The 14,110-nt window shown below is 60.2% G+C and carries 13 protein-coding genes; 9 read left to right on the top strand and 4 right to left on the bottom strand.

The features are described 5' to 3' along the window. Window positions 1–5 precede the first annotated feature (5 nt). Window positions 6–1,199, bottom strand: a complete 1,194-nt coding sequence (gene pobA / locus JFT91_RS12605; protein WP_201232549.1) for a 4-hydroxybenzoate 3-monooxygenase — start codon at window positions 1,197–1,199, stop codon at window positions 6–8. Between the two features lie 177 nt (window positions 1,200–1,376). On the opposite strand from pobA, the gene JFT91_RS12600 reads away from it, so the two are divergent. Then, complete coding sequence (locus JFT91_RS12600) at window positions 1,377–2,261, top strand: helix-turn-helix domain-containing protein (RefSeq protein WP_201232548.1); 885 nt, start codon at window positions 1,377–1,379, stop codon at window positions 2,259–2,261. A 131-nt stretch (window positions 2,262–2,392) separates the two neighbouring features. Here JFT91_RS12600 and JFT91_RS12595 read toward each other — a convergent pair whose 3' ends face one another. Both JFT91_RS12595 and JFT91_RS12590 read right to left on the bottom strand, forming a co-directional pair. After that, window positions 2,393–2,569, bottom strand: a complete 177-nt coding sequence (locus JFT91_RS12595) for a hypothetical protein (protein ID WP_201232547.1) — start codon at window positions 2,567–2,569, stop codon at window positions 2,393–2,395. Between the two features lie 220 nt (window positions 2,570–2,789). Beyond that, complete coding sequence (locus tag JFT91_RS12590; RefSeq protein WP_207196863.1) at window positions 2,790–3,695, bottom strand: LysR family transcriptional regulator; 906 nt, start codon at window positions 3,693–3,695, stop codon at window positions 2,790–2,792. 114 nt (window positions 3,696–3,809) lie between these two features. Between JFT91_RS12590 and JFT91_RS12585 the strand changes: the two genes are divergently transcribed. Together JFT91_RS12585 and JFT91_RS12580 are read left to right on the top strand one after the other, a co-directional pair. Continuing rightward, window positions 3,810–4,688: an MBL fold metallo-hydrolase gene (locus tag JFT91_RS12585; RefSeq protein ID WP_201232546.1), complete on the top strand. Its 879-nt coding sequence runs from the start codon at window positions 3,810–3,812 to the stop codon at window positions 4,686–4,688. 45 nt (window positions 4,689–4,733) lie between these two features. After that, window positions 4,734–5,348 carry an NAD(P)-dependent oxidoreductase gene (locus JFT91_RS12580; protein WP_201228297.1) on the top strand — a complete coding sequence of 205 codons (615 nt, stop codon included), beginning with the start codon at window positions 4,734–4,736 and terminating at the stop codon, window positions 5,346–5,348. A 111-nt stretch (window positions 5,349–5,459) separates the two neighbouring features. On the opposite strand, the gene JFT91_RS12575 is transcribed toward JFT91_RS12580, so the two are convergent. Continuing rightward, window positions 5,460–6,341 (bottom strand): LysR substrate-binding domain-containing protein, encoded by an 882-nt coding sequence (locus tag JFT91_RS12575; RefSeq protein WP_201232545.1) that lies wholly within the window; start codon window positions 6,339–6,341, stop codon window positions 5,460–5,462. A 230-nt stretch (window positions 6,342–6,571) separates the two neighbouring features. Here JFT91_RS12575 and JFT91_RS12570 point away from each other — a divergent pair, with 230 nt between their 5' ends. The 6 genes from JFT91_RS12570 (at window position 6,572) to JFT91_RS12545 (ending at window position 14,045) form a co-directional block, all read left to right on the top strand. Then, window positions 6,572–8,209 (top strand): 5-guanidino-2-oxopentanoate decarboxylase, encoded by a 1,638-nt coding sequence (locus JFT91_RS12570; protein WP_201228295.1) that lies wholly within the window; start codon window positions 6,572–6,574, stop codon window positions 8,207–8,209. Next, complete coding sequence (locus JFT91_RS12565; protein WP_201232643.1) at window positions 8,209–9,657, top strand: aldehyde dehydrogenase family protein; 1,449 nt, start codon at window positions 8,209–8,211, stop codon at window positions 9,655–9,657. The genes JFT91_RS12570 and JFT91_RS12565 overlap by 1 nt, the downstream gene beginning before the upstream one ends. Before the next feature lie 217 nt (window positions 9,658–9,874). Beyond that, the gene (locus JFT91_RS12560) at window positions 9,875–10,978 is read left to right on the top strand and encodes an ABC transporter substrate-binding protein (RefSeq protein WP_201232544.1); all 1,104 of its coding nucleotides are present in this window, start codon (window positions 9,875–9,877) and stop codon (window positions 10,976–10,978) included. Window positions 10,979–11,222: 244 nt separating this feature from the next. Next, complete coding sequence (locus tag JFT91_RS12555; RefSeq protein WP_201232543.1) at window positions 11,223–12,131, top strand: ABC transporter permease; 909 nt, start codon at window positions 11,223–11,225, stop codon at window positions 12,129–12,131. Further along, on the top strand, window positions 12,128–12,976 hold the full coding sequence (locus JFT91_RS12550) for an ABC transporter permease (RefSeq protein WP_201232542.1): 849 nt from the start codon (window positions 12,128–12,130) through the stop codon (window positions 12,974–12,976). Before JFT91_RS12555 ends, JFT91_RS12550 begins: the two co-directional genes overlap by 4 nt. Window positions 12,977–12,989: 13 nt before the next feature. Beyond that, on the top strand, window positions 12,990–14,045 hold the full coding sequence (locus JFT91_RS12545) for an ABC transporter ATP-binding protein (protein ID WP_201232541.1): 1,056 nt from the start codon (window positions 12,990–12,992) through the stop codon (window positions 14,043–14,045). Window positions 14,046–14,110: the final 65 nt, after the last annotated feature.

The raw sequence follows: 14,110 nt of genomic DNA, 5'->3' as shown, positions 1-14,110 counted from the left end.
GCAGGCTATTCGATAGCCTCATAAGGAAGTCCGACGTAATTTTCTGCAATGGTTTTTCGACCCGCTTCTGAACTGACAAAGTAGTCCAGTTCGGAGGCGCTGATGCGCTGGCTGAAATCATCCTGATCGTCGAAGCGATGCAGCATTGACGTCATCCACCATGAAAAGCGCTCGGCTTTCCAGACTCGGCGCAGGCAGATCTCGGAGTATTTCTCCAACAGATCGGTGCGGCCGTCGCGATAGGTCTTCAGCAGAATATTGAACAATGTGCTGACGTCACTGGCCGCCAGATTCAGGCCCTTGGCGCCAGTGGGCGGGACGATGTGGGCGGCGTCGCCGACGAGAAACATGCGCCCGTACTGCATCGGTTCGACGACAAAGCTGCGCAGCGGCGCGATGCTTTTTTCGATGGACGGGCCGGTCACCAGTTTTTCTGCGAGCTGCGCAGGCATGCGGCTTTTCAGTTCATCCCAGAAACGCTGATCGCTCCAGGCGTCGACGTTTTCATCTGCCGGCACCTGTAAGTAGTAACGCGTGCGCGTCGCTGAACGCATGCTGCACAAGGCAAAACCACGTGCATGACGGGCGTAGACCAACTCCTCATGCACCGGCGGCGTATCGGCGAGAATCCCTAACCAGCCAAACGGATAAACCCGCTCGAATACCTTCAGGCAGTCCGCCGGAATCGACTGCCGCGCCACACCGTGGAAGCCATCGCAACCGGCGATGTAATCGCAATCGACGCGCCAGGTTTCGCCGTCCTTTTCGAAGGTGACAAAAGCTTCGTCGCTTTTCATCCCGTGAGGAACGACATCACTCGCTTGATAAATAGTCGCTGCACCGGCCTCCCGACGAGCGGCCATCAGGTCGCGAGTGACCTCTGTCTGGCCGTAGATCATCACGGTCTTGCCGCCGGTCAATGCGTGCAGATCGATGTGTACCTGACGCCCGTCGATGGCCAGATCGAAGCCGCCGTGAACCAGACCTTCGGTGTCCATGCGCTGACTCACGCCAGCCTGACGCAACAGCTCTACCATGCCTTGTTCAAGCACACCGGCGCGGATGCGACCGAGCACATAATCGGGCGTCTGGCGTTCGAGGATGAGGGTGTCGATGCCGGCGTTGTGCAGCAACTGACCGAGGAGCAAACCGGAGGGGCCGGCGCCAATGATGGCGACTTGGGTTTTCAGCGTTTTCATTGTTTTTATGACTCGCAAGCTTCACGCGGCAAATGCCGGCGAATGTTTTTTATGGATCGAGTGCTTGCATTTTTCCCTTGCGGGTCTGTCAATTGAAGGTGAAAACTGAGCCGATACCTGTACATTCTGCCAATCGGTGCGATTATCGCCCGCAACCTTCGAGGCCTGGATGAAGTGATGAACAAGCCCGAGCTGCCTTCCATTCCGGTGTTCAAGCTTTACGGTGAAAGCCTGGACTGGCCGACCCCTGACTTGCTGCACTGTGAAACTATTTCCTCACGCAGTCGCGAACATCAATGGGAAATCAAACCCCACCGTCACGCCGATTTATGCCAGCTGCTCTTCGTCTTCAAAGGTCAGGCAGAGCTTGAGATTGAAGGTCAGCGCACACAACTCCAGACCCCCGCTATTCAAGTCCTGCCACCGTTATCGGTGCATGGCTTTCGCTTTTCCGAAGACGTCGAAGGATTTGTCGTCACGCTCGCAACGCCACTGATCAACCACTTGCAGGCGCAACTGGGCGATGCGGTGCATGCGCTCGCCAGAGCCGAAAGCTATCCGGCAGGCCCTGACGGCGATTACCTGAACAGTCTTTTTTCAGCGTTGCAGGCTGAGTACAACGGCCATCAACCGGCGCGGGAAATGCTCATGCACTCGCTGGTCAGCGTGATCATGGTCTGGGTCAGTCGGCAGGCCATCGTGCGCCATAACGCCAGCCAACGGCCGCAACGTCAACGCGAATACCTCAACGGTTTCATTCAATTGGTGGAGGAGACTTACCGCCAGCATGTGAAGGTTGAGGATCTGGCCCATCGGCTGGGGATTTCGGTCTCGCACCTCAACGGCACGTGCCGTGAACTGGCCGGGCAACCGGCGTTACAGATCATGCACGAGCGTCAGTTGCTCGAAGCCAAGCGCTTGCTGACTTACACCAGCATGACCATTTACGAGATGTCGGAATTGCTGGGGTTTTCCGATCCGACCAACTTCACGCGCCTGTTTCGGCGTCGGGTGGGGATCTCGCCAAAGGCGTTCCGCGATCGTCTGAAGACCGAGCAGTAAATCTGTAACCACCACAAATCCCTTGTAGGAGTGAGCCTGCTCGCGATAGCGCCGTCATGATCAATATTGCAGAAGACTGACACACCGCTATCGCGAGCAGGCTCACTCCTACAGGGTTCGCTTCAGCTACATCAGCGCAACGCGTTGAGCGTGGCGTTGTGCGGAATGCAGCGCTCGAAGTTACAGCTCGCGTATTCACGCGGCAGTTGTCGCAGTTGCTCGACCCGCCAGGCAGCGGTGCCGTACAGCGCCAGCGTGGCGGCGCAGGTGATGAAAATCGCGAAGTACTTTCTTGTTTTGATGTTCATGGCGTTCACCTCTGAACGAAATACCCTGAGGTATTACTTTCAGCATAGGCCAGCGCCGGGGAGTTGCCAGCGAGTACGCCTGAGGATGTACCCCGCCATTCAGAACATTGATGAACCCTTGCAGGAGCAGAGCTTGCTCGCGAAGGCGGTGTGTCAGGTACCCTCTATCCGACTGACACACCGCTATCGCGAGCAGGCTCACTCCTACAGGGGATCGGGTTTACAGATCAACGTCCCATTGCGGATGCTCTGGAAAGCGCTCTACCAGAAAATCCAGCATGCTGCGTAACGCCGCCGGCATGTGTTTGCGTGAGGCGTACACCGCGTAGATGTTCATCTGCCGTGGCTCGGCATCCGGCAGTAATCGAATCAATTCTCCCGAATGGATATGCACACCGGCCTGATAGGTCGGCAGCATGGCCACCCCTGCGCCGGCCAACGTTGCGCGCAATAACGTACTGGCTTCGTTAGCGCTGATATTGCCCTGCACCGGCACTGATACCGGCTCGCCGTCCTCTTCGAAATGCCAAAGGCTCTTGCCGAAATACGAGTGAGTCAGGCAGTTATGCCGGCTCAGTTCTTCAACCCGTTGCGGCACGGGATGTTCATCGAGATAGGCCGGCGCAGCGCAGACGACCGAGCGGCAAACGGTCAGACGCCGGGCGATCAGGTTTGGATCGAGGTCATTGCTGGTGCGGATCGCCAGATCGATCCGTTCATCCACCAGATTCACCGTGCGATCAAGCATCTGCAGGTCGATGCTCACGCCGGGGTAGCGCTTGACGTACGCCGCCATCGCATCGGCCAGTTGGGCTTGACCGAACGAGGTGCTGACGCTGATCCGCAGCAATCCGCGCGGTGCATCGTGGGGTTCGCTGACGGCGGCCTGCATGTCGCTGGACAGTTCGATCATCTGCCGACAGCGCGGGAGGATTTCACTGCCGGCGGCTGTCAGGCTCAACTTGCGCGTGGTGCGGTGCATCAGACGTGCGCCGACCCAGTCTTCGAGCTCCGCCAGATAGCGCGAAACCACTGGCCGTGACAGGTCGAGGTGATCGGCGGCGGCCGATTGACTGCCCAGGTCGACCACGGTGACAAACACCCGCATTGCTTGGAGACGATCCATGATTTGCCCGCTTTCAGAAACAAACTATGTCCAAGCATCGCATTTTTTGTACTGAGTCAGGCAACTAAGCTCTGTCCCATCGCCAAACACGGCATACGGACACCGGAGCAACCCATGATCGGCTTCACCACCCTCAAACGCGTTCTACTCGCCACCGCCTCCCTCGGATTCGCCGCGCATGCGGCCGCTGCCAACCTGACGCTCGATGTCTACAACCCAGGTACCAACGCGATTTTTCCGGTGACGTCGGTACTGGTCAGCGGTGAGAAGGACGCGATTCTCGTCGACGCGCAATTCGGCAAACCCCAGGCTGAGCAGGTGGTGCAAAAGATTCGCGCCAGCGGCAAACAATTGACCACCATCTACATCAGTCACGGTGATCCGGATTACTACTTCGGCCTCGACACGCTGACCAAAGCTTTTCCCGACGCCAAGGTGCTCGCCTCGCAGCCGACCGTCGATCACATCAACAAAACCGTTGCCGGCAAACTGGCTTTCTGGGGCCCGAAAATGGGCGCCGACGTACCGGCGAAAACCATTGTGCCGGGCGTGCTCAAGGGCGACAGCCTGATGCTGGAAGGGCAGAAGTTGCAGGTGGTCGGGCTTGAAGGCAAGCAGCCGGATCGCAGCTTCGTGTGGATTCCATCGCTCAAGGCTGTGGTCGGTGGCGTGGTAGTTGCCGAGAACATTCACGTGTGGATGGCCGACACCCAGAGCGCGCAGTCCCACGCCGACTGGCTGGAGACCTTGCATTCGATTGAAACCCTGAAGCCGACAACCGTGGTGCCGGGTCACTACCTCGGTAACAGCAGCCGCTCGTTGGCCAGCGTAAAATTCACCGCCGACTACATTAAAGCTTTCGACGAGGAAACCGCGAAGGCCAAGGATTCTGCTGCGCTGATCGCGGCGATGAAAAAGCGCTACCCGAAGCTGGGTGAAGAGAGCTCGCTGGAACTGAGCGCGAAAGTCGCCAAGGGTGAAATGAAGTGGTAATCCGAATCTGAAAACGCAGCACTCTCAAGCCAACTGGAGAACGTCATGAGCAAGATCGCAATCATTGGTGCCACCGGCCGTGCCGGTAGCCAGCTGCTGGAAGAAGCCCTGCGTCGCGGCCATAGCGTTACCGCTATCGCTCGCGATACCTCGAAGCTCGCCGCCCGTGCCGGTGTGGTCAGCAAGAATGTCGACGTGCTGGATTCGGCAGCGTTGCAAGATGCGGTGGCCGGTCACGACGTGGTGATCACCGCCGCACATTTCGCCACTGTTCCTGCGAGCGCAATCGTCGGGCCGGTGAAGCAGGCCGGCGTGAAGCGCTTGTTGGTGGTCGGCGGTGCGGGTTCGCTATTGCTGCCGGACGACACGCGAGTGATCGACAGCGCGGGTTTCCCGGCCGAGTACAAAACCGAGGCCAGCGCCGGTGCTGCGTTTCTTGATGCATTGCGCCAGGAGAAGGATCTGGACTGGACCTTCCTCTCGCCATCGGCGGAATTCGTTGAAGGTGAGCGCACGGGCAAATTCCGCGTCGGCAAGGACCATTTGCTGGTGAGCGCCGAGGGCCGTAGCTGGATCACCTTTGCCGACTATGCGATTGCGCTGATCGACGAAGTGGAAACACCCAAGCACTCGCGCCAACGCTACACCGTCGGCTACTGATGCTCCGCGCTTTTTAACTGTAGCAGTGAGCCTGCTCGCGATAGCGGTGTGTCAGTCGAAGTAAATGTCACTGACTCACCGCTATCGCGAGCAGGCTCACTCCTACATTTTTCAGCGCAAATGCGCCTGCTCGACCAGCCAGATCATCAGCTCTTCGAGCGGTGGCGACGGCTCGACTGCTGGCGGTAAAACCAGGTAATACGCCAACCCTGTCTTCACCTTCAAATCAAACGGCATCACCAGCCGCCCCGCGCGCAAGTCATCGCCAATCAACGACCAATCGCCAATGGCGACTCCCGTCCCGTGCGACGCCATCGACATCGCCTGATCCAGCGTTTCGAAATGCTGGCCGCTGCTGATGTTGTTCAGCTGCAGCTCGGCAGCGTTCAGCCACACCGACCAATCCTGAATATCGTGAGTCGGGTGTAATAACAGATGCTGTTGCAGGTCTGCGGGTGTATTCAGCGTTGGCGTACCTTTGAGCAGCAGCGGCGAACATACCGGCGTCAATTGCTCATCAAACAGGTGCAATGCCCCCGGTGCGTTGTCCGGCGGCGGGCCGTAGATCACCGCCGCGTCGAACTGCTCGCGCTGGAAATCGACACCGTGTTGTAACGACGCCGTGAGTTTGACCGGCACGTCGGGGCGTTCCTTTTGCCATTGCAGCAAACGCGGTAACAGCCAGCGCATCACGCAGCTCGGTGCCTTGAGTTGCAGGGTTTCACGCTTGAGACCGATCTGCTCGGACGCTTCGCTGATAAGGGCGAAGACCTGTTGCACTCGCGGCAGCCATTCACGACCTTCGGCCGTCAGCGCCAGACCTCGCGCCAGACGAATGAACAACGGATAACCGAGATGCTCCTCCAGCCCGGCGATCTGGCGGCTCACCGCACCTTGAGTGATGTGCAGTTGCTCGGCAGCGCGGGTGAAGTTGCAGCACTGCGCAGTAATCCAGAACGTGTGCAGAGCGGGCAGGGGAGGCAGGCGCTTCATGTGGATCCAAGGTATGACGTGAGGACATGGCTAGTATGACTTTTAATCGATTGTTGCGGCTACCTGGCAACCGTTCAATGAACCCATGAAGGGCTTTTAAGTAGGAGTGAGCCTGCTCGCGATGGCGTCATCACATCCAGCATTCGCAGTGACTGATCTACCGCCATCGCGAGCAGGCTCACTCCTACACAAAGCCTTGTGTCTTCAATGAATATGCAAGGGCAATCGACATGGCGACGTGTGGCGAAGTACTGGTCAAGTTACTTGAAGGTTATGGGGTCGAGCAGGTGTTCGGCATTCCTGGCGTACATACCGTGGAGCTGTATCGCGGGCTGGCCCGTTCGAGCATTCGTCATGTCACGCCACGGCATGAGCAGGGCGCCGGTTTCATGGCCGACGGTTACGCGCGCACCAGCGGTAAACCGGGCGTGTGCTTCATCATCACCGGCCCGGGGATGACCAACATCACCACCGCCATGGGCCAGGCCTATGCCGATTCGATCCCGATGCTGGTGATTTCCAGCGTGCAATCGCGCAGTCAGTTGGGCGGCGGTCGCGGCAAGCTGCATGAATTGCCGAACCAGAGTGCGTTGGTTGGCGGTGTCGCAGCGTTTTCTCACACGCTGATGTCGGCGGCTGAATTGCCGGCGGTGTTGGCTCGCGCGTTTGCGCTGTTCCAGGCCGGCCGTCCGCGTCCGGTGCACATCGAAATTCCGTTGGACGTGTTGGTCGAAAACGCCGATGAGTTGCTCGCCAGTGTCCCGGTCAACATTGACCGCGCCGGTGCTGCACCGAGTGCCGTCAAACGCATGAGCGAGCTGCTGGCCGAAGCCAAACGTCCACTGATTCTGGCGGGCGGCGGTGCCATCGACGCAGCGCCGGAATTGACCCGACTTGCCGAGCTGCTCGACGCGCCGGTGGCGCTGACCATCAATGCCAAAGGCATGCTGCCGGGCAACCATCCGCTGCTGATCGGCTCGACCCAGACACTGGTCGCAACCCGCGCGCTGGTCGCTGATGCCGACGTGGTGCTGGCCATCGGCACCGAACTGGCCGAGACCGATTACGACGTGACCTTCGCCGGCGGTTTCGAGATTCCCGGCAAACTGCTGCGCATCGATATCGACGCCGACCAGACCGTGCGCAACTACCCGCCGCACCTGGCGCTGGTGGCCGATGCACGCAACGCTGCACAAGCCTTGCTGAACACGCTGTCCCAGGAAAAACTCAATGAGCGCAGCAGCGATTGGGGTCAGGCCCGCGCCGGCAAATTGCGCGCTGAACTGGCCGCGAGCTGGGACGTACCGACCCTCGCGCAAACCCGTTTCCTCGACACCGTGCTCGATGAACTGCCGAACGCGGTGTTCGTCGGCGACTCCACGCAACCGGTGTACACCGGCAACCTGACCTTCAACCCCGATCACCCGCGTCGCTGGTTCAACGCCTCGACCGGTTACGGCACCCTCGGTTACGCCTTGCCCGCTGCGATTGGCGCCTGGCTCGGTGGCCAACTCGACAAAGGCGCGCGCCCGCCGGTGGTGTGCCTGATTGGCGACGGCGGCTTGCAATTCACCCTCCCGGAACTGGCCAGCGCCGTCGAAGCTCGGGTGCCGGTGATCGTCCTGCTGTGGAATAACCAGGGCTACGAAGAAATCAAAAAGTACATGGTCAACCGCGCCATCGAACCGGTCGGCGTCGACATCTACACCCCGGATTTTGTCGCTGTGGCCAAGGGCCTCGGTTGCGCGGCCGAAGCCATCAGCAGCATCGAGCAACTGCGCAGCGCCTTGCGTTGTGCAACCGATCGGCAGGGCCCGACCCTGATTGAAATCGACCAGACCCAATGGATGAAGGCGGTGGCGCAATGATCAATTTCCCAACCACACTCGATGGCCTCTACATCAACGGCCAATGGTCTGCCGGTCGCGAGCATCTGCGCGTGATCAACCCGGCCACCGAAGCGCTGCTGACCACCGTCAATGGCGGTGACGAGCAAGCGGTCGACCAAGCCATCGCGGCTGCCAGCGAGGCGTTCAAGCGCTGGTCGCAAACCACGGGCGCCGAGCGCGGCGCGATCCTGCGCAACATCGCCAACGGCGTGCGCGACGGTCGCGAGCATTTGATGAAGTTGCAGTCAAGCAACAACGGCAAACCGCAATTCGAAGCGGCTATCGACGTCGACGATGTCATCGCCACGTTCGAGTATTACGCCGAACTCGCTGAAGGCCTCGACGCGAAACAGGACAGCAACGTGCCGCTGCCCAGCGATGATTTCAGCGCACGCCTTCGCCGTGAGCCGTGCGGTGTGGTCGGGCTGATCGTGCCGTGGAATTTCCCCATGGTCACCACCGCGTGGAAACTGGCGCCAGCGCTGGCGGCGGGTTGCTGCGTGGTGCTCAAGCCTTCGGAAGTCACGCCACTGCCGGAGCTGGAACTGGCGGCGATCATCGCTGAATCGGGTCTGCCCAATGGCGTGTTCAATCTGGTTTGCGGCACGGGGCTGGCGGTGGGTGCGCCGTTGTCGGCGGACCCGCGTGTCGCCAGGATCTCCTTTACCGGCAGCAACGCAGTCGGCGTGCAGGTGATGCAGCGCGCGGCGGAAACGGTGAAGGGCGTGAGCCTGGAACTGGGCGGCAAATCCTCGCTGCTGGTGCTGGCGGATGCGGACATCGATTTGGCGGTTGAGCTGGCCTGCGGCGGCGCCTTTTTCAACGCCGGGCAGATGTGCTCGGCCACCAGTCGTGTATTGGTTGCTGATGAGCTGGAAGAGGAGTTTCTGCGTCGGCTACAGAAGCGTGCGCAGGCCATTCGTGTCGCCGATCCGTTCGATGCTGACGTGGAAATGGGCGCGCTGGTCAATCAGGCGCAGTACCAGCGAGTGCTCGGGCACATTGACCGTGGACTGAGTGCCGGTGCGCGATTGATCTGCGGCGGCAATCGCCCGACAGATCTGCCACGCGGCTACTTCTTGCAGCCGACGGTGTTCACCGACGTGCCGCTGGACAGTGCGCTGTGGTGTGAAGAGATTTTCGGCCCGGTGGTTTGCGTGCGCAGTTTCAGCAGTGAGGCCGAGGCGATTGCGCTGGCCAATGACACGCCGTTTGGCTTGGTGGCGAGTGTGGTGACGGCTGATGCTGTAGCGGCGGATCGTGTGGCCAATGCGTTACAGGCGGGGCTGGTGTGGATCAATGTACCGCAGGTGATTTTCCCGCAGGCGGCGTGGGGCGGTTACAAGCAGAGCAGCATTGGCCGTGAGTTGGGGCCGTGGGGCCTGGCCGCGTTTCAGGAAATCAAACACGTGATCCGGGCGCTCTGAAACGCCCGAAAAGGTCAGCGCATGCCTCGCAACGAGGCATGCGTCGGCGTCATGGCTTCAATGAGTTTTTATCGATAGTCAGGTGTTTTGCACGACCTCAGGATGAACCTGTCGGCAGCGCTAAAGCCCTTGTAATACGGGTCTTGGCGCGGATCCGGCCGCGCGGATGCAACGGTTGCGACCAACCTCATACTTAAAAAAACAAAGGGAGTCCGTCATGGGCGAGCACGATCTGAACAGGCGTCAATTCATTAAAACCGTTGGCGTCGCCTCGGTGGCGGCGGCCGCTATGAGCATGCCCTTCATCCGGGCGAGTGCCAGCGACACGCGTTTCGCCGGCAAGACCCTGCGTTTGCTGACCTGGTCGGATGACACCGGTCTCGCCGCACTGCGCAACATTGCCGCAACCTTCGAAGCCAAGACCGGCGCCAAGGTCATCGCCGACCGTACCGGCAGTACCTCGGAAATGGTCGCCAAACTCAAGGCCGGCGGTGACCGTCCGCAGTACGACATCATCACCCTGGCGGGCGTTGGCGCCGAAGGTCTGGCCGCCGCCGGGCTGCTGGAAAAACCTGATCTGAACCGCATTCCCAACCTGGTCGACGTGTCGGAAAAATATCGCACGGGGGCCAACGGTCACGGTATCGGCTATCTGTTGTGGTGCAACAGTCTGGTCTACAGCACTCGCACCCAGAAGGAAGCGCCGGACAGTTACGCCGCGCTGTGGGACGCCGAACTGGCGCCGAATATTTTCCTGCCGCCGCCAAACTGGACCGAGGCGATGGACCTGATCATCATCGCCGCGAAACTCGCTGGCGGTGACGAACACAACATCGAGCCGGGCTTCAAGAAACTCGCTGAACTCAAGGACCGCGTGGTGACACTGGGCGAGAACCCCAACCAGATTGCCGAGCTGTTCCGCACCGGTTCGCTGGACATGGGCGGGCTGTACGCCCCGGCGTTTTTCCCGAAACAGATCCGCGATCCGAACTACGGCCTCGGCGCCACGTTCGGCATGAAGGAAGGTTTCTACACCGACCTGATGCTCTCGGTGATGCCGAAAAATCGTCCGGGCGACACTGATCTGGCCTACGCCTTCATCGACCACTCTCTGGACCCGCTGGTGCAGGGCAAGATGGCCGAAGACATCTTCAACGGCCCGGTCAACGCCAAGGCGATCATCTCCGCCGAAGCACGCAAGAGCCCGTTCATCCTTACGCCGGAGCAGATCGCGGAGAAGGCGATCATGCACGACAACGCCTTCCTGGCCACCGTGCATGACCAATGGATTCGTCGCTATACGGAAATCTTTTCTTCCTGACGCCGTCCTTCCAAACACCACAGACCCCTTGTGGGAGCGAGCCCTGTGGCGAGGGGATTTATCCCCGATGGGTAGCGCAGCTGCCCCAAGATCAGCCAATACGGTGCATCAAATGTTCCGCATACGGTGGTTTTGCGACTGCTTCGCAGCCGGTCGGGGATAAATCCCCTCACCACAAAAGCTCGCTCCCACAGGGAATTGGTGGTGCTTGCGAGATTTGCTTTCCATTGACGAGATCATTGCTATGGAACATCAATCCCTGACCCAACCGGTCGGCGCCGCTGACGTGCGCCCGGCGCGCGGTGTTTCGCCGACTGCCCGGGCGTGGTTATTCCTCACGCCGTCGATGCTGTTTCTCGGTGTGCTGATTGCCGCCAGCCTGTTGGTGTTGCGCATGAGCGTCGGCACCAAAGGCGCGGAGTGGACGGGTTTCAGCCTGGCCAGTTACGCGCAATTGCTCGAACCCTATTACCTCAAATCCTTGTTGCTGACCTTGCGGCTGGCGCTGATCAGCGCGGTGATCGCCGTGGTGCTGGCGATCCCGGTGGCGTACACCATGTCGCGTTTGACCTCGCCATTCCTGCGGCGGATTTTTCTTGCCGCGGTGTTGTTGCCGTTGCTGGTCAACCTGTTGCTGCAAAGCTACGGCTGGCTGGTGATTCTCGGCCCCGCCGGCATGCTCAATCAGGCGCTGATGGGGCTGGGCCTGATCAAGCGGCCGATCATGCTTTTGTACAACCAGAACGGCGTGTTGATGGGCCTGGTGCAGACCGCGTTCCCGCTGGCTGTGCTGCCGATCGCCAGCGCCATGCGCGGCGTTGCACGGTCTTACGAAGAGGCCGCCGCGACCCTCGGCGCCAGTCGTTTTCAAGTGTTCCGTCAGGTGGTTTTGCCGATGAGTCTGCCGGGGATCATCACCGGCGCGACGTTGGTCTTCGCCTACAACGCCAGCAGTTTTGTCGTGCCGTTGCTGCTCGGTGGTCGGCGCGTGCCGATGCTCGCGGTGATGGTGCATGACCAGATCGCCCCGCTGATGAACTGGCCCGCCGCGTCGGCGGCCGGGGTGGTGCTGATCATCACCACGCTCGCCATCATGACCTTGTCCGAATACATCACCGGCCGCCGTCGCCGTTTGCTGGAGGCTTCGCAATGAGTGCCCTGACCAAGAAGCGCATGGCGCTGCTGCCGGGCGATACCGGCAAGTTCGCCGGGATCCTTTCCGGGCTCATTTTGCTGCTGGCGGTGTTGCCGATCCTGACCATGATCGTCATGTCATTCAGCGGCGCGTCGAACCTTGACTTCCCGCCGAGCAGCTACAGCCTGCAGTGGTACAAAGCGGCGTGGCACACCTTCGTGTCGCCGGATGCCAGTGATGTGTTGAGCCTCGGTCAGGCGATGACCACCAGTTTGCTGGTGTCGTGCCTGACCATGATCTTCGCCACGCTGATTGCGGTGCCGGCGGCCTACGCGCTGACCCGCTGCGAGTTCCGAGGCAAAGCCGTGGCGCTGCAACTGATGTCGCTGCCGCTGGTATTTCCGATGGTGGTGTTGGGCCTGGCGTTGCTGCTGGTGTTCGACAGCCTGCCGTTCCACATCACCACCTCGCGGCTGGTGATTGCCCACGTGATTCTGGCGCTGCCGTTCGTGGTGAAAAACTGCACCGCCGCGATGCTGTCCATCGGCAGCGAAGTCGAAGAGGCCGCACGGATGCTCGGCGCCTCACCGTTGCGGGCGATTGTCGATGTGGTGGTGCCGTTGATGAAGTCGGGGATTCTGGCGGGCATGCTGCTGGCGTTCATCGTTTCGTTCAACGAATTCACCGTGACCTATTTCCTCTACACCATCGATGTCATGACCGTGCCGATCTGGATGTACAGCCGCACCGTGTCATCGCTCGACCCTACCGTGTTCTCGTTTGCCGTGCTGATCGTGCTGATCGACTTCGTCCTGATCTGGGCGCTGGAGAAGCTGGTGGGCGAGGGCGGCGTTTCCTTTTGATTTGAGGTGCAACATGACTGGTCTGATTCTGGAAAACGTCGAGAAATTCTACGGCTCGGCTTGCGCGGTACAAGACGTCAACCTGCATTTGCCGGAGGGCAAACTGGTGTGTTTTCTCGGCCCTTCGGGCTGCGGCAAAACTACCTTGTTGCGGATGATCGCCGGGCTGGAAACCCTCAGCGGCGGCGAGATTCGCCTGGACGGCGAAGACATCGGCCATACTCCGGCGCACCTGCGCAACTTCGGCATGGTGTTCCAGTCACTGGCACTGTTCCCGCACATGACCGTCGGCGAGAACATCGCCTACCCGCTGAAACTGCGCGGTGTCAGCAAGGCTGATCAGCAAAAACGCGTGGTTGAGTTGCTGGAGTTGATCCAGTTGCAGGCGATGATCGACCGACCGGTGGCCAAGCTCTCCGGCGGTCAACGCCAACGCGTGGCGATTGCCCGGGCGATTGCTTCGCACCCGAAAATCCTCTTGCTCGACGAACCGCTGTCGGCGCTCGACGCCAAATTGCGCGAGTCGATGCAGGTGGAAATTCGCCAACTGCAACAACGCCTGAACATCACCACAATTATGGTCACCCACGATCAGCGTGAGGCCATGACCATGGCGGACATCGTTGTGGTGCTGGGCGAGCACAAGGTGCAGCAGGTGGGTACGCCGATTGAAATCTATCGGCACCCGGCCAACGAATTCGTCGCCGACTTCATCGGTTCAGGCAACATTTTCCCTGCCACTGCGCTGGGCGACGGCAAGGTCAGCCTGCCGGGTGGCGATGCGCTGCAAGTGCCAATTTGCAGCAGCATTGTGGTGGGGCAGAAAGTGAAAATGCTGATCCGTCCGGAAGACCTGCAACTGTCCGCGCCGCAGGCTACGGCGGGCAATCGTCTGCTGGGCAAAGTGACGTTCGTGCGTGATATCGGCGCGACCATCGAGACCACGGTGGAGTGTTCCGGGGTGACGTTCACGGCGTTGAGTACGCCGTGTCAGGGGATCGGATTGGCGATCGGGCATCCGGTGTCGGTGACGTTGCCGAGTGAGGCGTGTCGGGTGTTGGGGGCTTGAGATCCGGATTTGATGTCGGCCCTGCCGACGCCATCGCGAGCAGGCGAAGGCCTACAGTTGGAATG

It is taken from the genome of Pseudomonas sp. TH08 (assembly GCF_016651275.1).
Lineage (GTDB): Bacteria > Pseudomonadota > Gammaproteobacteria > Pseudomonadales > Pseudomonadaceae > Aquipseudomonas.
Note: the sequence above shows the minus strand (reverse complement) of the source record. Positions and strands in the feature narration are given on the sequence as shown.